29 protein-coding genes and 1 riboswitch are annotated in these 23,653 nt (G+C 34.6%); of the genes, 21 read left to right on the top strand and 8 right to left on the bottom strand.

Annotated features, from left to right (window positions below):
- Positions 1 to 55: 55 nt before the first annotated feature.
- From JNUCC52_RS06925 to JNUCC52_RS06915, 3 genes are all read left to right on the top strand, one after another.
- A complete protein-coding gene (locus JNUCC52_RS06925; protein WP_173478298.1) occupies positions 56 to 511 on the top strand; it encodes a GNAT family N-acetyltransferase in 456 nt (151 codons plus the stop codon).
- 95 nt (positions 512 to 606) lie between these two features.
- Entirely contained in the window at positions 607 to 1,263 is a 657-nt protein-coding gene (locus JNUCC52_RS06920; RefSeq protein ID WP_337981775.1) for a DUF3885 domain-containing protein, read from the top strand.
- A gap of 18 nt (positions 1,264 to 1,281) precedes the next feature.
- A complete protein-coding gene (locus tag JNUCC52_RS06915; RefSeq protein WP_337981774.1) occupies positions 1,282 to 1,776 on the top strand; it encodes a hypothetical protein in 495 nt (164 codons plus the stop codon).
- A gap of 94 nt (positions 1,777 to 1,870) precedes the next feature.
- On the opposite strand, the gene JNUCC52_RS06910 is transcribed toward JNUCC52_RS06915, so the two are convergent.
- Entirely contained in the window at positions 1,871 to 2,065 is a 195-nt protein-coding gene (locus tag JNUCC52_RS06910) for a hypothetical protein (RefSeq protein WP_173478301.1), read from the bottom strand.
- A gap of 354 nt (positions 2,066 to 2,419) precedes the next feature.
- Between JNUCC52_RS06910 and JNUCC52_RS06905 the strand changes: the two genes are divergently transcribed.
- Together JNUCC52_RS06905 and JNUCC52_RS06900 are read left to right on the top strand one after the other, a co-directional pair.
- Positions 2,420 to 3,331 carry a glycine betaine ABC transporter substrate-binding protein gene (locus tag JNUCC52_RS06905; protein WP_173478302.1) on the top strand — a complete coding sequence of 304 codons (912 nt, stop codon included), beginning with the start codon at positions 2,420 to 2,422 and terminating at the stop codon, positions 3,329 to 3,331.
- A gap of 216 nt (positions 3,332 to 3,547) precedes the next feature.
- Positions 3,548 to 3,946 carry a cytidine deaminase gene (locus JNUCC52_RS06900; protein WP_173478303.1) on the top strand — a complete coding sequence of 133 codons (399 nt, stop codon included), beginning with the start codon at positions 3,548 to 3,550 and terminating at the stop codon, positions 3,944 to 3,946.
- A gap of 98 nt (positions 3,947 to 4,044) precedes the next feature.
- On the opposite strand, the gene JNUCC52_RS06895 is transcribed toward JNUCC52_RS06900, so the two are convergent.
- A complete protein-coding gene (locus JNUCC52_RS06895; protein WP_337981773.1) occupies positions 4,045 to 5,427 on the bottom strand; it encodes an MFS transporter in 1,383 nt (460 codons plus the stop codon).
- Between the two features lie 175 nt (positions 5,428 to 5,602).
- Between JNUCC52_RS06895 and JNUCC52_RS06890 the strand changes: the two genes are divergently transcribed.
- Entirely contained in the window at positions 5,603 to 6,385 is a 783-nt protein-coding gene (locus tag JNUCC52_RS06890) for an alpha/beta hydrolase (RefSeq protein ID WP_337981772.1), read from the top strand.
- Positions 6,386 to 6,459: 74 nt separating this feature from the next.
- Here the strand turns inward: JNUCC52_RS06890 and JNUCC52_RS06885 are convergent, their stop codons facing one another.
- On the bottom strand, positions 6,460 to 7,332 hold the full coding sequence (locus JNUCC52_RS06885; RefSeq protein WP_173478305.1) for a DMT family transporter: 873 nt from the start codon (positions 7,330 to 7,332) through the stop codon (positions 6,460 to 6,462).
- Between the two features lie 324 nt (positions 7,333 to 7,656).
- On the opposite strand from JNUCC52_RS06885, the gene JNUCC52_RS06880 reads away from it, so the two are divergent.
- The 7 genes from JNUCC52_RS06880 to JNUCC52_RS06850 all read left to right on the top strand — a co-directional run bounded on the left by JNUCC52_RS06880 (position 7,657) and on the right by JNUCC52_RS06850 (position 12,471).
- Positions 7,657 to 8,148 (top strand): GNAT family N-acetyltransferase, encoded by a 492-nt coding sequence (locus JNUCC52_RS06880; protein ID WP_337981771.1) that lies wholly within the window; start codon positions 7,657 to 7,659, stop codon positions 8,146 to 8,148.
- On the top strand, positions 8,149 to 8,619 hold the full coding sequence (locus tag JNUCC52_RS06875; RefSeq protein WP_337981770.1) for a DinB family protein: 471 nt from the start codon (positions 8,149 to 8,151) through the stop codon (positions 8,617 to 8,619). It abuts the gene before it with no gap.
- Between the two features lie 19 nt (positions 8,620 to 8,638).
- Positions 8,639 to 9,184, top strand: a complete 546-nt coding sequence (locus JNUCC52_RS06870) for a hypothetical protein (RefSeq protein ID WP_337981769.1) — start codon at positions 8,639 to 8,641, stop codon at positions 9,182 to 9,184.
- 436 nt (positions 9,185 to 9,620) lie between these two features.
- Entirely contained in the window at positions 9,621 to 10,250 is a 630-nt protein-coding gene (locus JNUCC52_RS06865; protein WP_337981768.1) for a class I SAM-dependent methyltransferase, read from the top strand.
- A gap of 69 nt (positions 10,251 to 10,319) precedes the next feature.
- A complete protein-coding gene (locus tag JNUCC52_RS06860) occupies positions 10,320 to 11,081 on the top strand; it encodes a DUF4085 family protein (RefSeq protein ID WP_337981767.1) in 762 nt (253 codons plus the stop codon).
- Between the two features lie 247 nt (positions 11,082 to 11,328).
- Positions 11,329 to 11,982 carry a hypothetical protein gene (locus tag JNUCC52_RS06855; protein ID WP_337981766.1) on the top strand — a complete coding sequence of 218 codons (654 nt, stop codon included), beginning with the start codon at positions 11,329 to 11,331 and terminating at the stop codon, positions 11,980 to 11,982.
- 171 nt (positions 11,983 to 12,153) lie between these two features.
- Positions 12,154 to 12,471: a hypothetical protein gene (locus JNUCC52_RS06850; protein WP_173478313.1), complete on the top strand. Its 318-nt coding sequence runs from the start codon at positions 12,154 to 12,156 to the stop codon at positions 12,469 to 12,471.
- A gap of 93 nt (positions 12,472 to 12,564) precedes the next feature.
- Here JNUCC52_RS06850 and JNUCC52_RS06845 read toward each other — a convergent pair whose 3' ends face one another.
- Positions 12,565 to 12,774: a methyl-accepting chemotaxis protein gene (locus tag JNUCC52_RS06845; RefSeq protein ID WP_337982197.1), complete on the bottom strand. Its 210-nt coding sequence runs from the start codon at positions 12,772 to 12,774 to the stop codon at positions 12,565 to 12,567.
- Positions 12,775 to 13,057: 283 nt separating this feature from the next.
- Here JNUCC52_RS06845 and JNUCC52_RS06840 point away from each other — a divergent pair, with 283 nt between their 5' ends.
- From JNUCC52_RS06840 to JNUCC52_RS06810, 7 genes are all read left to right on the top strand, one after another.
- Entirely contained in the window at positions 13,058 to 13,918 is an 861-nt protein-coding gene (locus JNUCC52_RS06840; RefSeq protein ID WP_337981765.1) for a phosphotransferase family protein, read from the top strand.
- A gap of 268 nt (positions 13,919 to 14,186) precedes the next feature.
- Entirely contained in the window at positions 14,187 to 14,441 is a 255-nt protein-coding gene (locus JNUCC52_RS06835; protein WP_337981764.1) for a DUF3953 domain-containing protein, read from the top strand.
- A gap of 489 nt (positions 14,442 to 14,930) precedes the next feature.
- On the top strand, positions 14,931 to 15,716 hold the full coding sequence (locus JNUCC52_RS06830) for a GNAT family N-acetyltransferase (protein ID WP_337981763.1): 786 nt from the start codon (positions 14,931 to 14,933) through the stop codon (positions 15,714 to 15,716).
- Between the two features lie 77 nt (positions 15,717 to 15,793).
- On the top strand, positions 15,794 to 16,234 hold the full coding sequence (locus tag JNUCC52_RS06825) for a cell wall hydrolase (protein ID WP_305068711.1): 441 nt from the start codon (positions 15,794 to 15,796) through the stop codon (positions 16,232 to 16,234).
- 189 nt (positions 16,235 to 16,423) lie between these two features.
- Positions 16,424 to 17,569 carry a PstS family phosphate ABC transporter substrate-binding protein gene (locus tag JNUCC52_RS06820; RefSeq protein ID WP_337981762.1) on the top strand — a complete coding sequence of 382 codons (1,146 nt, stop codon included), beginning with the start codon at positions 16,424 to 16,426 and terminating at the stop codon, positions 17,567 to 17,569.
- A gap of 31 nt (positions 17,570 to 17,600) precedes the next feature.
- Positions 17,601 to 17,699: riboswitch (guanidine-I (ykkC/yxkD leader) on the top strand.
- A 134-nt stretch (positions 17,700 to 17,833) separates the two neighbouring features.
- Complete coding sequence (locus JNUCC52_RS06815; protein WP_173478319.1) at positions 17,834 to 18,175, top strand: DMT family transporter; 342 nt, start codon at positions 17,834 to 17,836, stop codon at positions 18,173 to 18,175.
- Positions 18,175 to 18,489, top strand: coding sequence for a DMT family transporter (locus tag JNUCC52_RS06810; RefSeq protein WP_173478320.1), 315 nt, complete (start codon positions 18,175 to 18,177; stop codon positions 18,487 to 18,489). The genes JNUCC52_RS06815 and JNUCC52_RS06810 overlap by 1 nt, the downstream gene beginning before the upstream one ends.
- A gap of 224 nt (positions 18,490 to 18,713) precedes the next feature.
- Here the strand turns inward: JNUCC52_RS06810 and JNUCC52_RS06805 are convergent, their stop codons facing one another.
- The 4 genes from JNUCC52_RS06805 to JNUCC52_RS06790 form a co-directional block, all read right to left on the bottom strand.
- Positions 18,714 to 19,592, bottom strand: a complete 879-nt coding sequence (locus JNUCC52_RS06805; RefSeq protein WP_337981761.1) for a glycine betaine ABC transporter substrate-binding protein — start codon at positions 19,590 to 19,592, stop codon at positions 18,714 to 18,716.
- Between the two features lie 87 nt (positions 19,593 to 19,679).
- Positions 19,680 to 20,534: an ABC transporter permease gene (locus JNUCC52_RS06800; RefSeq protein ID WP_217270254.1), complete on the bottom strand. Its 855-nt coding sequence runs from the start codon at positions 20,532 to 20,534 to the stop codon at positions 19,680 to 19,682.
- A complete protein-coding gene (locus JNUCC52_RS06795) occupies positions 20,527 to 21,726 on the bottom strand; it encodes a quaternary amine ABC transporter ATP-binding protein (RefSeq protein WP_173478321.1) in 1,200 nt (399 codons plus the stop codon). Before JNUCC52_RS06795 ends, JNUCC52_RS06800 begins: the two co-directional genes overlap by 8 nt.
- Before the next feature lie 274 nt (positions 21,727 to 22,000).
- Positions 22,001 to 22,636, bottom strand: coding sequence for a GntR family transcriptional regulator (locus JNUCC52_RS06790; RefSeq protein WP_173478322.1), 636 nt, complete (start codon positions 22,634 to 22,636; stop codon positions 22,001 to 22,003).
- 272 nt (positions 22,637 to 22,908) lie between these two features.
- Between JNUCC52_RS06790 and JNUCC52_RS06785 the strand changes: the two genes are divergently transcribed.
- A complete protein-coding gene (locus JNUCC52_RS06785) occupies positions 22,909 to 23,634 on the top strand; it encodes a GTP cyclohydrolase II (RefSeq protein ID WP_337981760.1) in 726 nt (241 codons plus the stop codon).
- Positions 23,635 to 23,653 lie beyond the last annotated feature (19 nt).

The following is a 23,653-nucleotide window of genomic DNA, read 5'->3' as shown; positions in this document are numbered from 1 at the left end:
AAGGGGATAACGACTCATTAACTGGCGTTTCCCCGTATTTTGAAAGGGGAAAATAATGATGAATGAAAATGTAAAAATTGTAGAATTAAATGCTGAAAACTGGTACGAATGTTGTACGTTAGAGATTTCTATGGAGCAACAAAAATACATTGAACCGAATGCCATATCAATAGCTCAATCAAAGTTTGAGCCTACTTTAAAGCCGTATGCTATTTACTTTGAAGAAAAAGTGGTCGGTTTTTTAATGTACAATTCTGTTCAAGAAGAACTGGATGGTTATTGGATATATAGAATTATGGTGGATAAGGACTTCCAAGGCAAAGGTATAGGTAAAGCTGCAACTAAGTTAATGATTTCGAAGATGGCTACATTACCGAACTTCAAAAACATTGTTGTCGGTTATCATCCTGAAAATGTGGGAGCACATAAGCTATACGCGAGTCTAGGCTTTATCGATGAAGGTCATCGGTTCGGTAAGGAAATGGCTGTAGTTAAACATATTACAGTGTAACAAGTTGTAAATATTTGCGACAAGAAAGGACCAATTATTGGTCCTTTCTTATTGTCCAGACGAAGGGCTAAAAGATATAAAGAGTGGAGTGAACAATGATAGATTTAGATTATTATTTAACGAATACATTTCCAGGAATAACATTGGTGCCTAGTCTTTATCATCAATGGCATATAGGTATGCACTTTGAACTAGGAGCGGGGATGTATCAATTTAAAGACGATGGTCGTCTCCATCTTGAGATGTTCGACTACGTATATAGTCAGGCGATGGTTATTTTCAATGAACTTTTCTCTGATTCAGATGAGCTGTTTCTTGTTACGAATGTTTATCAGCACAAGTCTTTCGAATCTAAGAAAATGAATGTTTATCATCACTATATAAAAAATAAAGATGTAAAACTCAGTTTGAGGCAAGAAACATTGCCCAATGTATTTGATGATGAGGAAGCGGATAATTATTTTATTTCCAGATTTTCCTTAAAGTGCTATAAACAAGACATTAAATATCCATTACTTATTAAAGCAGCGTGTAACGAAGATTTCCCGCTAAAACCAAAATTTCGATCGGCTGCGAGCTATCCAGATGTGTTTTTTATAAACATCACTAAAAATGTTATTTTTTTTATTTATGATGATAGAGGCTGCGAAGTCATTGCAACAAATAAGGAAACGATATTACCCATATATGAAAAATACAGCGATTGGCTCGATGAGTATTCACGATATAAAATGGTCAACTATTTTAAATAAGAACTATGAGGTGAAAAAGTGGATTATTTCGAAATAAAAGATGTGAAAGATTTTTTACTTAAGAATCTTATTCTTTCTAAATCATTAACTAACAATGATGCAAAACGATTGAACCTTTCTAATACCTATTTAGAAGATGAAGAAGAAAGTTTCCTTCCAAAACAATGGTTTTGCAGTTTGGCTATTGCTCAATGGGAAGATGTTGAAATATTTGTACAAGGAGATAATGATAGGCCTTGTGCAAAATTTATTGACTTGGCGGAACGAATATTCGATCAACTTCATCAACATGTTAGCAGTGCTTTCATGTATTTAAAAAATTTCTTTCCTGCTCAAGAAGTGGATGATTTCTATTTATCCACCATAACATTTGGCAAGATCATTAATTTTGATGATCGAATTTTCACAGGTTTTAGTATAGCTTTTTATAGTGAGCATCCGAAAGAATATCAGTATAAAGTAAAATTCAAAGAAGATGGTTGGCCTATTGGTTTTGAAGGTGGTCCATTTTAATGGAGGGGGATGACATGGCTGTAGATAATAAATGTTTTACCGATAGGCTCCTTAGCTATGGAAATGCCTTGATATATTGTATCGGGGTATTTCCTTAAGCGTTGCTTCCTTTCCCCTTTCTCGATGACTTCAAGACGACCCCAATGAAAAAGAAAAACAAATATACATCCATATACGTACCGTAGTTTCCGCGAACTTCTTTTAAATACCCCATTACAATGAATAATTTTAATAACAACAAAATGATTCCCATAAATAAAAATATATTTGCTAATAAATTTTTATTCAAATCGTCCGCACCTCACGTTTCTTCAAACCAACTTTTACCTTAATTTTAATACATTCATTTCATTTATTAAATAAATTATGGAAATATAGTATGAAAAATTAGCCTTAAAAATGCGATTTTTATTTTTTAAGGATAATAGTGAGAACTGAAGAAAGGGCTATTTTTTTATTGAGAAAAGATGTTAGTGAATACGCAAAGAGGGGTATCTCTAGAAAGGGAGTCGTTTGACAAAAGTAACAACCTGTTGTTAAAATCAAGTTGTTACTTTTGGTAGCTGAGTAAAAAAATTAAAATAAAGGGTTTCTTAGGAAGATACTGAAACTCTAAGTTTTCAAACTAGGGGGAAGAAAAAAGATGAAATTGAAATCGGTAGGACTCACTTTAGGATTAGCCACTATGCTACTTTTAACGGGGTGTGGTGATGGAGATAGTAAAAAAGACGAGGGCAATTCAACAGGCAATGCGCCAAACATAGGGGAACAAGTAGATTATAAGATTATTGGAATTGAACCAGGAGCTGGGTTGACTGATCTTGCGGAAAAAACTTTAGAGAAATATGATAACTTAAAAGGATGGGAACTTGAACAAAGTTCAACACCTGGGATGTTAGGTTCTTTAGAACAGGCTATTCGCAATGAAGATCCAATTATTATTACTGGATGGACACCACATTGGATGTTTTCATCTTATGATTTGAAATTTTTAGAAGATCCTCAAGGGACATTAGGTGGAGAGGAAAACATTAATACACTTGCACGTAAAGACTTGGAAAAAGATTTACCTGATGCGTATAAAATCCTCGACAATTTCTATTGGGAACCAGAAGATATGGAAGCTGTAATGTTTGAAGCACAAACGAGTTCATTTGAAGAAGCAGCAGACAAATGGATAGAAGAAAACCAAGACAAGGTAAAAGATTGGACAAAAGATGCGAAAAAAGTAGATGGAACAGAAATTGAATTAGCTTCTACGCCATGGGATTCAGAAAGAGCTTCAAGTAGTGTACTACAGGCAGTATTTGAAGAACTAGGATACACTGTCACAATTACACCCGTAGATCCTGCCATTATGTTTCAAGCAATCGCTACAGGGGTAGCTGATGCAACAGTAGCTGCTTGGTTACCAACAACACATAGCTCATTTTATGAAAAATATAAGGATGACTTAGATGATTTAGGTGAGAACTTAAAAGGGACAAAAAATGGATTTGTAGTACCTGAATATATGGATATAGACTCCATAGAGGATTTACAGCCTAAAAAGTAATTAATTTTGACACAGAAAATGCCTCGTTGTCTATCTGATCGAGGCATTTTTACTTTTAAGGTTACTTAAACATTTGTTTATTTTAAAAGTATTTTTTGTTACATCTACTATATTGACAGATACCTATTTCACATATAGTATTAATAGTCCTGTCAACTATATGTTGACGTAAAGGGAACTTTAAAAAGTTCATTCTTAGAAAAAAGGGTGGATATTATGAATAAAGAAGTATTAATGGAAAGTGCGCGCAAGATGAAGGCAAAAGCTTACGTTCCTTATTCCAAATTCCCAGTTGGAGTAGCACTATTGCTAAAAGATGATACTGTAATTAATGGAGTAAATGTAGAAAATGTTTCTCTAGGTGCAACTAACTGTGCAGAGAGAACCGCTATTTTTACGGCAGTAGCAAATGGTTATCAAAAAGGTGATTTCAAGGCTATTGCTGTAGCAGGTGATACGGTTGATTTTCTTCCGCCCTGCAGCATTTGCAGACAAGTTTTAGCAGAGTTTTGTTTACCTGACATGCCTGTATATTTAACAAACGAAAATAAAGATATTTTAGAATTGACTTTAAAGGAATTACTACCATACGCATTTACAGATTTAGAAATGTAAAAATAGAAATACACTGACCAATTTCCTGAGATAGGAGATTGGTTTTTTATTTAGAGAAGCTTAAAGTTAATGGTATTGATGGATCTATTTTAAAATTTTTACTCTACATATTCATTTATCGGATTACCTTTATCTCGCTTTGTAATAAAAAGAATAGCAGGTATTATCAAACAAGAAACAATTAGTAAAACGAAGGAAATAGCATTTTTATTTGCATCATTTACCCCAGAAGCAAACATAACACCATATAAACTAGATGCAAGAATATTTCCTATAAATCTGGAGGTCTGTAGTAAACCTGAAGAAATGCCACTTTGTTCTTTTGAAACAATCGAATAGAGTGAATTTTGTGTACCAATTGATAATGCACCATTACTTATCCCTATAATTGATAACACGGTGAACACCCATAGTAAATCTGAAGTGTGATTAAAGGCAAACAATAATCCAACACCTAAAATTCCTACAATTGCTCCAAACATTAATGGAATTCTAAATCCTACTTTCTCAATCCACCGCGTTGCAATAGGTGTCATCAGCATGGCAAACAATGAAATAGAGAGCAACATGATTCCTGCTGATTTGGAGTCAAGCATAATCACATTTTGTAAGTAAGTAGGCATAGATAAAATTAAAGAGAAAAAGACCAGTGTTACTAGTATAAACTGAATATAAACTAATGATATTTTTGGGTTTTTTGCTAAAAACACCACATTTAAAAATGGTTCTTTTTTCTTTTTTTCGTAGTAGTAAAACAAAAGTGAAGTTAAAATCGATAAGACTAACATTCCTACATTGAAACCATTTTCTAATGATTGGAAAAACATCATCCAGCATGACAGTAATGTGCCAAATAAGATTATGCCAAGTAAATCCCATTTGAAATGTTGACTGGCCATACTACTATCTTTTGGTATACAAACTAAAGCTAATATTGCTGAAGTTATGATAATAGGGAAATTAACATAAAAAATAACCGACCAACCAGCATACTGAATTAATAATCCACTAATTGTTGGACCGAGTGCTGCTGAAGTAGTGGAAAATACAGCTAAAGTTGCGATTACTCTATTTTGATTTTTATCAATATATGAACGGACAATCCCTATTCCAGCGGGAAAAAGAGCTGAGGTTCCAATGGCTTGGATGGTTCTCATTCCTATTAGAAACATGAGATTAGGGGATAATGGTGCGAATAAGGAAGAAATAGAAACTAGGATTAATCCTGATAGAAAGATTTTTTTCCTACCATAATGATCACTAAATTTTCCAGCAAGAGGTAAAAAGATGGCACTTACAATAAAGTAGGAAGATATTAATAAAGAAATATCATGTGCTGTAAGTTGAAATTCATGTTGGATGGATGGCAAAGCTACCGTAATCATAGTTGTATTTAATGGGTTTAAAACGACTCCCAACACGATAGCAGCAACTAATAATTTGGGGTATTTAACCAAATTATCGTTGTTTCTTACTGACATTATTATTCCTTCTTTCTAACGTTTGAAATTTCCAATAGTACGCATAAATTATATCAAAGTTTTAAATTGCTCGCCTGCTCGATTTCCTTCAGCAGGTTGAAATGAAATTGGAAGTGCTGATAGACTTGGTAAATAAGCATGGAAATTATCCTTAAAAGAAATTGGACGTTCCGAAATGAAATTGAAGAAAAAGCATATGTTAGCGAGGTATAAAAACGTGATGAAAATAATACCCCCTAAGCCTTTTTTCTATACAGGTGGAGACAAGGCTGTTTTACTATTACACTCTTTTACAAGTAATACGATTGATATGAAAAAGTTAGGGAAGTTTTTGCAGAAGCACAATTATACTTGCTACGCACCATTGTACAAAGGACATGGTTTAACAGCAGAAAAACTGCTCACTTTTAGACCGACTGATTGGTGGCAAGATGTACTAGATGGTTATCAATTTTTGAAGAATGAGGGCTATGAAAAAATAGCTGTAGTTGGTCTTTCGCTTGGTGGTGTATTTGCATTAAAAGTAGCTCAAGAGTTATCGGTAACTGGTGTTGTGACAATGTCTGTACCCATACATAGAGAAGCAACTTTTCTTCAACAGCGTGTTTTTCATTATGCAAAAGGTTATAAACAGCTCGAAGGAAAAAATGAAGACGCAATAAATTTAGAAATAACACGTCTACAACAGATGCCTATCAACTCATTAGTTGAATTCCAACACCTCATTCAAAGAACGATGGAACAATTAGCACTTATTACCTCACCAATTAGTATTTTATATGGTGTATTAGATGATTCTTTATATAAAGACAGTGCAGAGGTAATTTTTCAAAACGTTGCAACACCGTATAAAACGATGAAAGGGTATCCGAACGCTAAGCATTTAATGACAATAGGCACAGACCAAAACGACGTGAACGAAGATATTCTGACATTTTTAAATGATTTACTTTGGTAATTTTTAATCAATAGAAATTCGTAAAAATAAAAATACAGTGGGAAATCAATACTTCCCACTGTATAGGGCGATATTTATTGTTTCAAAAATGTAAGTGATTTAATTTCGCTCATGAAGGTTGAGGCTAATAGTAATGCACCACCGAGCATTTGAAGCATTGTCATTTGCTCCTGCAGTACTAAAGCCGAAATCAGGATAGCTACAAATGGATCAACATAGCTTAACATCGCAATACTTTGCCCTTTAAGTTTCTCCATACCAGAAAAGAATAACCAAAATCCAATCCCCGTATTAAAAATCCCTAAAATAAAAATAAAAGGAATGGATGCTCTCGATACGTTAAACATGCCAAAGCCAGAAGTTAAGAGAACATAGGGCATAAGAAAAATTGCAGTTGTACCGAGCTGAATAATTGTCAGCTCCAGTTTCTCCATCCCTTTAATAAATTTATTTAATAGTAATAAAGCAGCGTAAAAAGCAGCGGCAACTAATCCATAAAAAAGTCCGAGGAGATCATCCGTTTTAGATGCACTCACACCTTCCCCTACAATTAAAACTAACCCCATAATTGCGACCAAAATACAAACTACTTTTTTCAGTGACAATTGTTCTTTCAATATAATTGGAGAAAGAATCATCACAAACACTGGTGCAAAATAGTAGCCAAGTGTTGCGTTGGCAATGGTCGTATGGTCATAGGATTGGTAAAGAAAAACCCAATTTCCCCCTAATGCAATACTGGAAAATAACAAAATGGATGCATTGGATTTCATTAATTGCCATGATATTTTTTTCTTCATCATAAAGAAAAGTACGGTTAAAAATAAACATCCTATAAGACTGCTTAGTAAAGCTCTTTCGCTCGAAGAAAGATCAATATTTCGTACAACTAAACCGATTGTACCGAAAATAATCATGGATAAAATAAACTGAATTTTAGATTGCATTGTTTACTCCTTCGAATCTGCGAAACAGCTTATATCTCGCAGATTCTTAATCTGTTTTGTATATAAGCCTATTCAGTGCTACCTGAGCAGCAGGAGTAAACGGTGGTGGTGAAGTTGAAAATGGCTTCCAAATGCAAACATTTGTTTTGGATAATGACATAAAAAATTCCTCCTGTTTCACTTAAAATTTTATTCTTTATTTATTATACTAAATATAGGTAAGGTAATATTTATAATATTTCGATTTTTACGTAGTGTATTTTAGTTGCTGAGGGAAAAAGCAATTGTACATAAAAGAAAATAAAAAGTATCAGGGGGATTGGCATGATTACAATTAAAAATGTTGAAAAAAGTGAATTGGATTTTTTGACGGATATGCTTTATGAATCTATCCATATTCTTGAGAACAAACCTAAAAAAGAGGATTTAATCAACTCAAGTCATATTAAAAAATATCATGAAGGCTGGGGGCGAAATGGAGATACAGCATTCATTGCAGTAAATACGAATCTCCAACCTGTTGGCGCTGTTTGGTATCGCTTGTTTAACGAGAGTAATAAAGGATATGGCTATGTAGATAATCATACGCCTGAATTAGGAATAGCATTGACTCCAGAAGTTAGGGGAAAAGGAATAGGAACTTTGCTGATGAAGGCAATCATTCAGCAAGCAATGAATGACGGTTATAAATCCATTTCTTTAAGTGTAGACCTTGAAAATAGACAGGCGGTACATATTTATAAAAAATTAGGTTTTGAGGATTATGAATTATTAGGAACGTCCATGACAATGATTTATAGAGTTAAGGGAGTTTAGATGAATATTTATTGTAAGAGCACATTACATCAAATCAAAGTCGCTGTCACGACAATTGTTCAAATGATAGATAGGTTAGCAGTACATGACTTGCAAAAAAGACCTACAGAGAATAAGCATTCTATTGGTGAGTTATTAACACATATTGCTTTGATTTGTGAAGCGGATTCTCTTATTTCAGACGGATCTTCCAAAGCCAAGATGGATGAATATTATACGAATGTTTCCTATAACAGTCTGGATGAATTAAAAGACGGGTTGATAAAAAATTATAAGATTTTAGAAGAAAAATACGAGAGGTTTACTGAGGAAGAACTGCTAGAGGAAGTGACTTCTTATTGGGGTGTTACTTATTCACGCTATGAATGGTTGATAGAAATTGTTGCACACCTTTACCATCATAGAGGACAACTACATGCCATGCTTGTACATTGTTATGGAATCGATTTACAGGTTTCATTATTTGAATAGTAAATGCGGAGGGATGAAAATGAAATATATTAGTATAAATAAGAAAACAAAACGTTTATTTTATGGGTTTATTTTGTTTTTAGTTTTGGCATTCATAAGCTTGAATTTGGCAGACTATGCTAAATCGAACTATAGAGATGCTCGTAATCGCTTTATCAATGAGTTTAATGGAAAAAACCTTAGCGACAAGGATATTATAAATATCGAGCATACGCTTCAAGCGATGAATGAACAATTTCATACGTCAGAAAGCATTGCAATTTACGACAAAAGAGACGACATTGATAATGTTCAATATTTAAATTTAGATTTTAAAGAAGCGAAACATGTGTTTCCCTTCGATGCGGATAATAAAGCGAATTTGCTAACTACATCATTTTATGTCATTGAAGGATTTAAAGCAGGAAATTATTATATTGTCCATCGCTATTTCCCCGATTGGTTTTATGTATTCCCGATTGGACTGTTTACGATAAGTGCAGTATTTTTTGTCCTCTGGGCTAGAATTCAACTACCGTTTAAATACGTTACAAAGCTATTTAAATTCAGACTTAAATTTAACTAATCGCTGAGGTGGCAACATGTATTGGGAAACCCTTCCTAATTGGGTTTGGATTATTTATTACACATTTATACTAGCAACATTGGGAACTGCAATAGTTAGTATAGTAAAAAAGAAATTAATCATTAGATCTACTATTACAATAATTCTTACAATGACCATACCGATAATTAGTATTATCAATAGCATGGGGAGAGAAAAAGGCGTGGATGAGTTCGAACATTTTATTACACATTTACAACAAGGCTCTACTTGGACTATTTATGTCCTAACAGGATTCTTTTATTTACTTGTTTGGTGGACTGTTTATCTAATCAAAAGTAAAAAGAAGAATCTATCCTATTGAATACATATGAATACTGTAAAGCTAATTAGTTGAATTAACGGGATAGCTGAGGGAAACTTAATCTTACAAATGAAACTAGCTAGGAGATGCGAGATGACAGAATTTTGGGAATTAAGTTTTATAGAAAAGCAAACGATGTGGGGATTTGAACCGACTGACTCAGCAATCATCGTAAAGGATTTTTTCCTTGAAAGAAATGTTAAGGAGATACTAATACCAGGTGTTGGATACGGTAGAAATGCAAAGGTTTTTACTGACAATGGGATCGATGTAACAGGAATCGAAATTTCACAAACAGCGATTGATTTGGCGAGACAAAATGGAATAGATTTTACTATTTTTCATGGTTCTGTAACTGATATGCCTTTTAATCATAAACAATATGATGGGATATTTTGCTATGCGCTAATTCATTTATTGAATCCTCAAGAGCGTGCGAAGTTTATACAAGATTGCTATAATCAGCTAAAGCCAAATGGATATATGATTTTTACAACAGTTTCTCAAAAAGCACCTATGTATGGCAAGGGGAAACAATTAGCTAAAGACTATTACGAGGTAATGGAAGGCGTTAAAATGTTCTTTTATGATGCTAACTCTATACAACAAGAATTTGAACAATATGGGCTCGTAGAGTTTTCAGAATTGGACGAGCCAACGAAGCATGCGGAAAATAAACCGCCTATAAAATTTATAATGATAACATGTAAGAAAGTATTATAAGTACATCGGAACATTGTAAATCGTCGATAAAAAATCTACCCCTATTCCATTTGAGAGAGGCGAGTTTCAATGAAATATTTCACAAAAGAATGGTACGAGCTGTGTCAAAAAACAAGCTTTCATTTGAATTTGGAGGAAGAAAAGCAAGCGGAAACATTCTCTGAAGAATATTTTCAGCAACTTTTCAATCACGAATTAAATAACTGGCTTGAATTACAAGAAGAAATTTCTTCTATATTGGCAACAAATGATGATCATAACGAATATGAACCTTTTAATAGAAATTTGGCCATTAAACAATTTCATGATGGTTTCATTTATAATCAACATCGTTTACAAAACGATTTACCAGAAACGATACTGAAACAGATAGCAGATATACGAGTTTTTGCTTTATATAAAGCAACGCGTAAAGTTATAAACGCTTTAACGAAATTTTGTGAGCAAAATGAACGGTCTGTTACCGCAACAGGTGCCACGTATAGAAAATATTTTAAAGAAGCTTCTCTTTCATTTGAAAAAGACATAGTTGAACACTTTGGATTTCATGATTGTACGGTTACAAAATCAGTGCAGCATGACATGTCCTTAACATTATACCTAGATAATTCAGGGGGTTTTACAAATATAGAGGAAGTCACTTTTGAAAATTATAAGATTATAAAACAAGAGGGTTTGTTGGAAGATTCTTGGTGGCTGTATAACGAAATATATAAAGAAAATGACAAATACGAATTTCACGTTTTACTTCAAAATAGCGATATGGAATTAATTTACTTTATCATCTGTGCAGATTACGTTTCCTTTAAATGTAACGATAACGAAGATTAAAAATTAGGGCTTTACTCTGATCCAGAGTAGAGCTCTTTTCTTTAATCATAAAATGTGCTCTATGGTAAAATAAAGGGAATTGCATACTGTATGTTTATGGTTGGATATGAATTTATTTAAAGGTTATGTGTAATACGGAAATCCTTTGGGCAATCGGAGTTAACAAGACCTGTAACAATAGAAATGGATTTGCAATCATTATCTGAACAGTTAAATGCTTAAAAGACGTAAATAGAGAAGGGATTAGATGATAAGAAATAAAATCGTACTTATTTGTTCAATTGTTATTTTAGGTATATGCATGTATTTATATTTCCCGTTTCCTAACAATGACATGTTAGATGCTTATTCTACATTCATGTCGTTTCCTATTAGCAATCAAGATGGATACATAGTGCTTGGAATAATCGGTTCTGCAATGTTTCTAATTGCTATTATATTACTGGTGATAGGCATGAAGAAATATCATTTTCGGACTATCGTAATAGTCGTCATTGTCTATACATTTTTACCAAAGTTCCTCATTATGACTTACCAAGAAACATTAGCGAGTGGCATTATGGCCATTTCATACGATGGGGAGGGCCAGTGTAATTTTGAAAATGTAAGTGAAGACTTAATAAATGGTGAATGTAACTTGATATTACATAATCGAAGCAACGAAGCGGTGACATTTGAATTAGAATTTTTAGACTCCTATTTCATGGAAGATGGTATGCGAATGGAATCACTTATGAATGTAGTTGGTCCATATAGTATAACAATCGAAGCAAATCAAGAAAAATCAATTTATATAAAGGAACTACTCGATTTATCAGGAATTCCTAAACATATTGAAAGTGGAACATCTTTTAATGTGCATGTTAATTTAATTGACGGAGAGACAAAGCGAACGCTGTAGGTCGTTTGAGATGGATTATTGACTGTGTGTACTGCGATTAAGAGCTTTCTTGAGGGGTATGTTATCTCTAAAGTTTCATCAGTATTTATGCATATTTGGTTATTTTTTGAAACTTTGTGATAAGTGAATCGTATAAATAGTAACTACAGAAGTTAATGGGGGTGAAGGCACATGAGTAGAAGGAAAATCTTTGCAATCTTTTTCTTAGTCATCTTTGGAGGACTGATTGTAGCGGGTTTTTACACTATTAATGATGTACAAATTGAAAGCACCTATAAACTTAATGAGCAAAGTATTATAGAAAGAAATGGCGAACACTATTTGTTCATTGATAATCGCGAGTTGCTATTATCGAAGAAGTATTACGATAAACTCGAATTAGATAAATACAACGAATACAAAATTAAGTATGTCTATAATCGCTTGAAAAATAATGAGGGTGAAGTTGTAGCACTTAAAAGATATGGCGAACAGCCTTGGGGTCAATAAAAAAATGAAGAATCGCCGATATCCCTTAATAAACAAAAAAGAAAGGTCGGCTATTAAATTAACCGCTGTTTCTTTTATTTGAGAGGAACCATTTTAAATTGTTTTACCTAGTGATGAGGCGACTTCGCCAGATGCTTGTTGTTCAGAGTTGACGATGTTTGTCATGTCATTGACAATAAATTTCACCTCTTCTGCAAGCATTTTTCCCTCGTCAGCTACTACTACAAAATCTTTTCCATTTTCATCTGCTTTTGCAGCCTCAACTGCTACATTTAACGCCAATAAATTAGTTTGTACTGAGATATTAGCAATAACAACGATGATTTCATTTATTTTGTCGTTCTTTTCTCTATCTCTTTCCCCTTTGTTATCGAATTTTCCATTGAACCTTCGATTTTATTTATTTCGGGTAGCAGTTTTTACTTTTCAATCAGGAACGTTAAGCTCATCTGCTCGGTATACAAATGCATTTGCATATATAGCATGTGTTAATAGATAATAGAATAAAGTTAAATGTTTCCATACGTACTTTTAGCTGTTGTTCGAGTTAGTCAAACTAACGTCCTTAATAAAAGGGAGGCCATATATGTTAAATCGAGTTCTTGAACAATTTAGATTGCCAATAGAATCAGTTAATGAGGTGGCAGATTCCCATAGTTCTACGGTTTATAAATGCACATTATTTAATGGGGAAAATGTTTTTTTGAAGATTCCTTATTCAAAATTAAAGTGCCAGCGTGAATTAGAAGCTTATGAAATTTTAAAAGGAAAAGTAGCGATTCCAGAAATGTTGGATTATTGGTCAGGTGATGAGGTATGTACAGGTGCATTTGTATTATCCGAATTAAAAGGAAAGCCATTACTTTCGGATGCTTCACCATCCGTAGCGTATCAAGTCGGAGTTCTTCAAGCATCAATGCATTCCATTGAACCGCCAACACAAGAGCTTTCTGGTATTCAAAATGAATTTCCTAATTGGTCTAGTTTTGTCCAACGACAATTTTATAGTTTTGCCGAGGATGTAAAAGATGTTTTAGATGAACGTTTATACATACATGCCATTGAAAATTTTGAAAGATTGAAGCAACAGCTCCCTTCTCCTGATGGACCTAGCTTTATACATATGGATTTTCGTCCAGCAAATATCATTGTTGATGGTCATACAGTGACAGGCACCATCGATTTTGAGTCCGTACGATTTGGTTCAACAGAAATGGATTTTACAAAATTGTATCGTGATTTTCTACGCTTTGATTCGGCATTGTACCATGCTTATCAACAGGGCTATAACAGTGTTAGACCATTAATTGATTTAGAAGTTGTATTACCTTTTTATCAATTTACAGATGCCTTCAATAGTATCGGATGGTGTAAACGTCGTGGTATGGAAAAAAATGCTTTGTTTTTTGAAAAGAATTTAGCGATTTTGAAAAAATTTTTAAAATAATGCTATGTGCAATTTTCATTACGGGGCCAGTGCATGATTTCATTCATTCTTTTTTAATAGGTATGCCTATCAGTACTGTGGCGCTAGGTCTTGCCCCGTTGCTATTCATAATTTTATAAATGGGATTAATAACTTCCATCTTTCTATGTTTGTTTTGATTAAGTATCTAAAACTGTATAAACCCTACACTCGTCTGCCAACTGACGGATATCAAATTGTTCCAATATTAAAAAGAAAATTGGAATGGCTTTTGCAGGAGGTATAAAAAATGAAAGAAAAAAAGTTTGATTTTTTATTGTTATTGCACTTAATGTTTGGACTCCTCGTTTTGGGAATTAGTATTTACGTCAATGTTACGGAAAGTTATCAATTATTCCCGCTTTTATTTGTTTTGATGGGAGTTATGTTCCTAATAATAGGGCTACGAGAATATAAAAGAACAAAAAATTTATGGTGGGGAATTTTCTTTTTAGGCACTGCGTTATTCATGTTATTCGTTGCAGCTCAAGGTATTGTGAATTAAAGATTGTTTAACTAAGGTTGCTTTGCTCCAACGACGAGGGTAAGGGAATGTTTAAATTTAGGAGTGGTTGAATGCATTTAGGGAATGAGCAATATCAGATACATGATAGCTATTTCTTCGTTATTGATTTAGGAATATATGACATTATCGGGATTGTAGGGTGCATTGTGCTGATTTTATTTTTCCTAAGGAATAGAAGAAAAAAGAAAACTATTAATTAAAGGATAAAGGAGGAGGCAATGGATTATACATTTTTTATGTTATTACCGTTATTATTTTCTTTTTTATGGTTTATGAATTTAGTTCAGTTATTAGAAAAACTTAAACTAAATAAAAATATAAAAAATCAAAAAATACTTGGTTCTCTTTGGAGCATTTGCTTTACATTATCGATTTTATTATTCTTATTAACATTATATTAGCAGACAACATTTCAAAATGTACGTTTATGAATTCAATTTGAAATATAGATAGAGGAGTTATAGAAAAATGATTGTAGCACCAAAAGAGCATTATCGTTTAATAAAGAACAAACTTGAAGACGCACCAACGTTTGTATTTAGTGTCTTGGATTTTACTATTAAAGGTACTGTTTATGCTGATTCTACCGATTACAAATCATTGCTTATTCAAACAGATTCTGGATTGTACTATATTGCAGGGAAGACAATAGATGAGCTATTAATACAGAACCTTGTTAAATTTTTTGAGGCATCTGTAAATCAAGCGAAACGCTTTACATTATTTTCTGCTAATTCTTGTTGGAATCAGGCAATTGAAAAGTGCCTTCATAAGAATGTAGGGAAAATTCAAAGATATGCTTTTTCTTTTGATGCAATGAAATATAAAAAGAGAAGAAGCGATACTTGCGAGTATGATGTAGCAAAAATAGAGCAATTTGATATGCAACATTGTTTGGAGTTTGATAAAAAATACTACAATGAATATTGGGATTCTATAGATAATTTCATTGAAAATGGCATTGGATTTTGTGTGAAGGATAAAGGAAAGGTAATTAGTGAATGTGTTTCGATATTTAAGTCTACACGATATGCAGAAATTGATATCGTTACCGATTTGAATTATAGAGGAAAAGGCTTAGCAAGCATTGTGGCTGAACAGTTTATAGATTATTGCCTTGCAAACCAAATTCAACCGCGCTGGGATTGTGATGTTGATAATAGTGCTTCCATTCGCTTAGGTAGTAAATTAGGTTTTACAAATGCGAGCAAATATAACGTTTATTTTAAAAATAGTCACAATGTCCAACGATAAGCTAATAAGCATTGTTCATTTTTCACCGTGACACTATTTTCGTCTTCCTGTCATACAATAATCGTGGGGTGATTAAATTGCCAAGAGCAAAATACCGTGATGCAGATGTCGCTTTGATGGCGAGGATGATGAGAGCAGAAGCCGAAGGTGAAGGTAAACAAGGTATGTTGTATGTTGGAAATGTCATTGTTAATCGGCTTGTATCAAATTGTTTAGATTTTAAAGATTTAAGATCGATTGACGATGTAATTTTTCAAGTACAGGGCGGAAATTATTCTTTTGAAGCGGTGCAAAAAGGGAATATGTTTTATCAACGAGCAAGGGAAACCGAGAAAAGATTGGCGAAACAGAACTTGGACTATTGGAGAGAGCACCCAGCGAAATTTGCCCTCTGGTACTTTAATCCATATGCACCGTGCCCTCCAACATGGTATGGCCAACCGTTCACTGGTCAATTTAAAAATCATTGTTTCTATGAACCAGCACCAGATACATGTGAAGGGGTTTACACTGGATAAGCAACAGTTTCGAATCGAGGAGCTTTTATTAGCTCCTTTTTTCTGTACATAATGTATAAGCCATGCGTGTGCATTTTGCTGTTGCATTCACTTAATTTTCCAATATTTTGTTGCCTTTTTCTCTAAAATCTTATAAGGTAAATATAAATAGTGTAATTTTACACTTTTATATAAAAGGAGGACAAGGCAATGATAGTTTTGCAATTAATATTCGTGTTCATCGGCGTGTTATTTTTTACTGGAATAATTGCTTTTACTTTATTATTAAATGGTGCTATTCATTATTTAACTCTACTCTTCGTGCTATCGATAAGCTTCTTTTTACTCTATACGTTTCTATTGTTAGATTGGTTTAAGACAAAGAAGCGCAAAGTAGTGGTTTCGACAATTATTGGGGTTGCTGTTTTAATCGCTTCTATTGCACCCATTCAGTATCATTATAAAATGAGTATGGCTACTGTCGATGCTGAAATCGATGCGTATGCCTACGAACCATTCGTAGACCACAATAAGGTTGTGAAGAACGATACAAAAGCTTCATTACAATTGAAGGACCCATTACCGCGCTTAGATGGCGCAACGGCAATGTATCCCTTATATGCAGCTTTTGTAGAAGCGACATATCCTAAAAAGGAATACCCGTACTATGATAGTGAGGTTAAAGTAAGTCGAACGCCAGAGGCTTATCAAAATTTAATTTCAGGTGATGTTGATGTAATTTTTGCTGCGGCTCCTTCTGAGTCACAAATTAAGATAGCGGAGATCAATGGGCTGACATTTGAAATGACACCGATTGGGCGTGAAGCATTTGTCTTTTTTGTCCACCATAAAAATAATGTTGAAAATTTATCGCTAGAACAAATTAAACAAATTTACGCTGGAGAAATAACAAACTGGCGAGAGGTTGGAGGAGCTAATGACTCGATTCGTGCATTCCAACGACCTGCTGATAGCGGTAGTCAAACGACACTAGAAAAAATGATGGGTGATACTGCACTAATGGAGGCGCCAGCAGAAGATGTAGCATCTGGAATGGGCGGCATTATCCATGAGGTTTCTCAATATCGTAATTATAAAAATGCAATTGGTTTTACATTTAGGTACTATTCAACTGAAATGGTCGGCAATAAGGAAATTCAATTACTGTCCATTGATGGTATTGCACCAACAAAGGAAAATATTCGAAATGGTACATATCCACTTACATCGGAATTTTATGCAGTGACGACGGGGACAGACAATCCTAATGTTAAGCAGTTTATTGATTGGATTGTGTCACCAGAGGGGCAGGCATTAGTTGAAAAGGTGGGCTATGTTCCAGTAGAAAGTTTTTAAATTATTTGCTATACTAAAATGACAATTAGATATGATAGTTTTCTAGGGTTCCGTAGCGATAGCTAGTCTGGTCCGAGAGAAAACCACAAAATGCATTTTTGTGACACGGAAGGATAAAAGCCTGGGAGATACTGTTGAAAAACAGTGTTTCTTAGGCTTTTTTTATTTGCCTTCAATGCTACTGCCCTAGATTTTGCTACAAACTAGGAAAGAACTTTGAAGCTATTTTGTGTCTCATATCTAAAATGAAATGGAGGAATACAAATGAACAAACAATGGATTAGTGTCTTAGTTGCCGCTTTTTTTGAGGTAGGCTGGGTAATCGGCTTAAAGCATGCAACAAGCATATTAGAATGGCTTGGAACAGCAATTGCCATCTTTATTAGTTTCTATTTATTAATTAAAGCTGGTGAGCATTTACCTGTTGGGACGGTCTATGCAGTATTTGTAGGACTGGGAACAGCTGGTACGGTTTGCGCAGATAGCCTGCTGTTCGGAGAACCATGGAAGCTCGCTAAAATCTTATGTATTGTCGTGTTGCTTGCAGGTGTTGTTGGTTTGAAGCTTGTAACAGGTGAACCGAAGGATAAAGAGGTGAAAGCATAATGGCATGGGTAGCATTAGTAATTGCAGGAGTTTGTGAAATGATGGGTGTTTTTATGATTAGTAAATACAATGATGAAAAATCCATAAAAAATTTAGCTTTAATGATTGTAGCATTTACGGTTAGTTTTTTAGGGCTTGCCTTCGCAATGGAAACATTGCCAATGGGGACGGCCTATGCCATTTGGACAGGAATAGGGGCAGCAGGTGGAGCGTTGTTAGGTATGCTGTTTTTCAACGAGTCTAAAGACTGGCGACGAATCGTTTGTATTGCCCTCGTTTTAGGTGCCGCCATTTGTTTGAAATTATTATCTTAGGTGTCAGGCACACAAACAATTCTGTAAATTATTTTATGTATAACAAAGTAAAAATCCACGAAGCCTCCAGCGGGATTGCACGTACCGCAAGTCGCAACAAACCGCAATAGCGCTTGTTGCAGCTTGTATCGTGTCCGCTGAAAGCGAAGTGGATTTTTACTACATAGTAAACTTATATTTTGCTAGGTGCACATACTAAGTGTCAGGCACACAAACAATTTTGTTTATTTTTGTTCTTTTACATCTTTCGTCCATTCAGCAACTTTATCTGGATTATTTTTAATCCATTCTTTTGCTGCATCTTTAGGATCATCACCATTTAAAATATCTAACATAACTGCTTCTAAATCTTCTGATGTCCAGTGGAAATTATCTAATACAGAATATACATCTGGTTGATCTTCTTTTAAGCCTTTACGAACAAATGTATTAATCGTTTCTTCTCCGCCATAAACACCTTTTGGATCCTCTAAATATTTTAAATCATATTTAGCAAATTTCCAGTGTGGAGACCAGCCAGTAACGATAATGTCTTCTTTATTTTTAATTGCTTTTGAAAGAGCAGTCGTCATAGCACCTGAAGATGAAGTTAATAGATTCCAATCTGAAAGGTTATCATATTCTTCTTGTGCTTTTTCAGTTGCCGCTGTAATGCCAGCACCAGGCTCGATTCCTGTAATTGTATGGTCTGCTTCATTTGTTAAATCTTCAATTGAATTGACATTCATATAGCTCGGTACAACTAAGCCAATTTTCGCACCAGCAAGGTTTTCACCTAGCTCATCTAAATCTTTTTTATATTTTTCATATTGTGTTGCATGTGTATGTGGAAGCCAAGCAGCGACCATGCCATCTGCTTCTCCTTTAGAAACAGCTTCCCACATAATAGCGTTATCAAGCGGTGTTAATGTAACATCATATCCTAAGTCCTCTAAAACTTGGCCGACAACGTTCGTCGAAGCGATTTCTGTATCCCACTCAACGTAGGTTAAATTTACATCTTTCGAGTCCTCACTTTTAGACGAATCGCTCTCACTACATGCAGCTAGCATAAAGCCAAGCCCTAAAGCCATCCCTAATTTAGATAATGTTTTCAGTTTCATCAAATCTTCCTTTCTTCTCTGGTTATTTAGCATTCTAGTAATACACAAAACGTCGAAGTGCGTTCATGTATATCCTTAAATGCTCAATTAAAGCACTTTCTTTCTATTAAAGCTTTGAGTTAAGCGATCGATAATAATCGCGAAAATCACGAGTCCTAAACCTGCAACGAAACCATTACCTACTTGTGTACGTTGCAATGCTGTTAATACTTCACGACCAAGACCTGGTGCCCCAATCATAGAAGCGATAACAACCATTGAAAGTGATAGCATAACGGTTTGGTTAATGCCAGCCATAATTGTTGATTTAGCAAGCGGAATTTCTACTTTAAATAATTTTTGTCCTGCAGTACTGCCGTATGAATCAGCTGCTTCCACTAATTCTTTTGGTACTTGTCGAATTCCTAGGTTTGTCATACGAACAGTAGGGGGTAATGCAAAGATAACGGAAGCAAATACACCTGGTACAATGCCGATGCCGAAAAAGGCAACTGCTGGAATTAAGTAAACGAAGCCAGGCATCGTTTGCATGAAATCAAGAATTGGTTTAATAATATTTTCGGCAATGTTTGACTTGGACATTAAAATACCAAGTGGTATGCCTATGATGATAGAAATTACACTAGAGAATAAAACAAGCGTTGTGGTTTCCATGAGATGATCCCATAAGCCTTGGTTATAGATAAATAACAGGCCTATTAGTGTAAAGCTAGCAAGCCCCAATTTTTTGCCTACAGCGAAAAACGCTAATATAACGATAAGCAAAATGAGAATAATAGCCGGTATGCTAATTAATAAATCAGTGACCTGGTTCATGAGTAGTTTTCCGTATTTTTGAATCACATCAAAGAATGCTGAAAAATTACTCGTCAACCAGTCCATAGCTGACTCTACCCACGGGGCAAGTGGTAAGGTTGGAATATTGTCTAAAAATTTATTCATGTGTTACTTCCTCCTCAGTGAATGTTGAAAGTGCTTCGATAACAACACCTCGGATGAGAACACCAAGCAAGCGTTCATCTTTAACAACTGCAATAGGAGTAGGGGAATTATGAATTAAACCTAAAATATCTTGTAAAAGCATATCTGGTGGAACGGTTAACATCTCAGATTGAACGATTGAATGTACCGTTTGTTCCTGTTTTTTAGCAGCCGCTAGTGCGTCATCAGCGGTAATATACCCTTTTAAATGTCGGTTTTTGTCAACAGCTATTAGTAAACTTACAGCTTCTTGGCGCATTCTTTTTAGCGCTACTGTTGGTCCGTCAAGGTCGACATTGACATAGACAGGTCGAACCATCACGTTTTCAGCTGTTAAAACTCTAGAGCGATCGACATCTTCAACGAATGTTTTTACGTAATCATTAGCTGGGTTCGTTAAAATTTCTTCCCCAGTCCCAATTTGAATGATGGAACCATCTTTCATAATGGCAATGCGATCACCAATACGAAGTGCCTCATTTAAATCATGCGTAATAAATAAAATCGTTTTTTTCAATGTTCGTTGTAAATCTAGCAATTCATCTTGCATTTCTTTACGAATCAAAGGATCGAGAGCGGAAAAGGCTTCATCCATTAATAAAATCTCTGGGTCGTTTGCGAGTGCACGTGCTAAACCTACACGTTGTTGCATCCCGCCTGAAAGTTGGTTTGGATATTGATCTTTATAGGCAAGTAAGCCTGCATTTGCAAGAGCTTGTTCCGCTTTTGCTTTGCGCTCTTCTTTTGAGATACCTCTAATTTCAAGGCCGTATTCGGTATTTTGTAGAAGTGTACGGTGAGGGAATAAACCGAAGTTTTGAAAAACCATACTCATTTTACTTCGTCGGGCGGTTCGTAAGCTTTCTTTCCCCATTTTAGAAATGTTTTCTCCATCAATATAAATATTGCCACTTGTAGGTTCGATAAGTCGATTTAATAGTCTAATCAGCGTCGATTTACCACTACCTGATAAGCCCATGATGACGAAAATTTCCCCTTCATTTACAGTAAAGCTGGCATCGTATACACCAACTGTTGCACCTGTTTCTTTTAAAATATCTGTCTTACTTTTTTGTTGTTTGACGAGTTCTAAAGCTTGGGGAATATGTTTACCAAATACTTTAGAAACATGTTCTACTTTTATTTTTTCCATAGAACCACTCCTTTCGTGCTCTAATCCCACTTGTAAAAGCGTGAGATGTCTCTCAAATAGTGTTGCTGAATCTAGTTACTCTTAAAAAGAAACATCAAATGGATGAAGAAATTCCATATGACAATTGTTTCGTTTTTATTACACTATGTGAGGATAATGATACCAAAAATAAACAAGTAACAACTTAACACTAACAAAAGGTTGTTACTTTTGTCAAATTGAGAAATTAGAAAAAATCCGCATAAACGCTGTTATATCAGCGCTTATGCGGATTTTAATTTGGATATAAAAAACTTTGAACACGGCCTAAACTTTCGTCATTGCCGATAAAATAAATAATATCTCCTTCTTCAAATGAAGCATATGGGCCTGGTGAAAGTAATAATTCATTTCCACGACGAATACCAACAATTGTACTAGATGTATTTTGCCAAAAATTTAATGCTTGCAAAGTTTGATGAATACATGGGCTTTCAGCTGTCATTTCAATTTGATATGGGATAAAGGGATTGACCGAGCGGAAATGTTCCGTACGACTAATAAGTTGTTTCGTCTTTTCTTGTAAATGTAACAATTCATGTTGTTGCTTTTGAATACTTAATAAAAGTTCATTTTGTAGCTCATGAACGGATTGGACATCATGGAATTGTCGGACAAAGCGTGCAGCCATTTCATACGATTTAATGATAACTCCACTACCTTTAGAAGCCTCGACAATTTCTAAATCTTGCAAAACGGCTATCGCTCTTCTCGCTGTCTCAGCTGAAACATTGTATTGGCTAGCTAACGAAGATCTTGCATAAATTTTATCACCAATTTGATATTTTTTTTCTACAATTTTTGAGGCCAGATCCACCGCAATTTGCTGGTATTTGGGCTGCCTTACTTGCACATTTTTTTCTAAGTTCATGCTTAAACTTCCTTTCGTCATAACAAACCTACCTTCGCTTATTATAGACTAGCCTGCACAGAAAAAATAGCACCTCCATAAGCTATTAGTATATGATTTAAGCATCATTTAACAGCTTTTTGTTGAGATATGATATTTTAATAAAAAAGAGCTGTTGTTTGACAGTTTTTAGTTATTATTATAAACTAAGTTACGTTAAGTAAGTTATGTATGTAGAAGCATTAATTTGGAAAATACAACTAAATGTTTAGAATAGAAAGTTGGCGATAAATATGACAATTACTACTAAAGTAGTGGATATAGTGAAGGACAAAATGACAATTGTTAAGCAAACTGAAACAGAAAATATTTGTCTAGTAGGTCCAGTAAAGTTACCTATTAAGCAAGGTGATTTTTCAGCAACTTTTCAATGGTATAACTGGTTAAAGGTTGGTAGCGATTTAACGAAAGAAGAAATTATGGATGGGCTAGCAACGGCAAATTTAGCTTTTTCTCAGCAATCATCCGTACTAGTTTACGGTGATTTCGCCAATGAAGAAGATGCTTTAATTCGTATGCATAGTATTTGCCATACTGGCGATATATTCGGTAGCCAACGCTGCGACTGCGGCTATCAATTACATGAATCTATGAAAATGATTGTCGAACATGGGTGTGGAGCGATTTTCTATTTAGCTGATCATGAAGGACGTGGCATCGGTCTATTTTCTAAATCGCTTGCTTATTTATTGCAGGAAGAAGGATTAGATACTGTAGAAGCAAATCTTGCACTAGGTTTCCAAGATGATACGCGTTCTTATGAAGATGCGGTTACTGTATTAACAGCTCTTCGTGCGAAGCCTGTCACATTGATTACAAATAATCCAAAGAAGCTTACTGCTTTGCAGTTGCACGGCTTAGCAGCAGACGGACATATCCCTTTATGGGGAGGTATAACGGAAACAAATCGTTTTTATTTAGATACAAAAGTGGAGAAATCTGGTCATATACGGAAGTGAAGTAGGTGGAGGGTACAAA

Origin of the sequence: Lysinibacillus sp. JNUCC-52 (assembly GCF_015999545.1) — a bacterium.
Taxonomy (GTDB): domain Bacteria; phylum Bacillota; class Bacilli; order Bacillales_A; family Planococcaceae; genus Lysinibacillus.
The sequence above is the reverse complement of the archived record's forward strand: the minus strand, read 5'-3'. Positions and strand labels throughout refer to the sequence as shown.